Here is a 273-nt window from a genome sequence, read left to right on the forward strand (position 1 = left end):
ATCTTGTACTGCTTGATAGCCCGGGCCACATCCTTCCCGGTCATCTTCCCGTCCTTGGCCAGTGCCGCAATCGCGGCATGCGCGATGTAGTACCGGTCCACTTCGAAGAAGCGACGCAGGTTCGCACAGGTATCCGAACGGCCAAAGCCATCGGTGCCCAGCACGGTGAAGGTGGCCGGCACGAACGCGCGGATCTGGTCCGCATACGCACGCACATAGTCCGTTGCGGCAATCACCGGGCCCTGGCGGTCTTCCAGCAGCTCGGTCACATAC

1 protein-coding gene is annotated in these 273 nt (G+C 62.3%); it reads right to left on the reverse strand.

Annotated elements, in window-relative coordinates; genetic code table 11:
* A partial coding sequence (locus ACPYOM_RS22510; protein ID WP_481347667.1) for a transketolase-like TK C-terminal-containing protein occupies nt 1-273 on the reverse strand: 273 nt, incomplete at both ends.

The organism is Monashia sp. HAY1-2A, assembly GCF_056755315.1.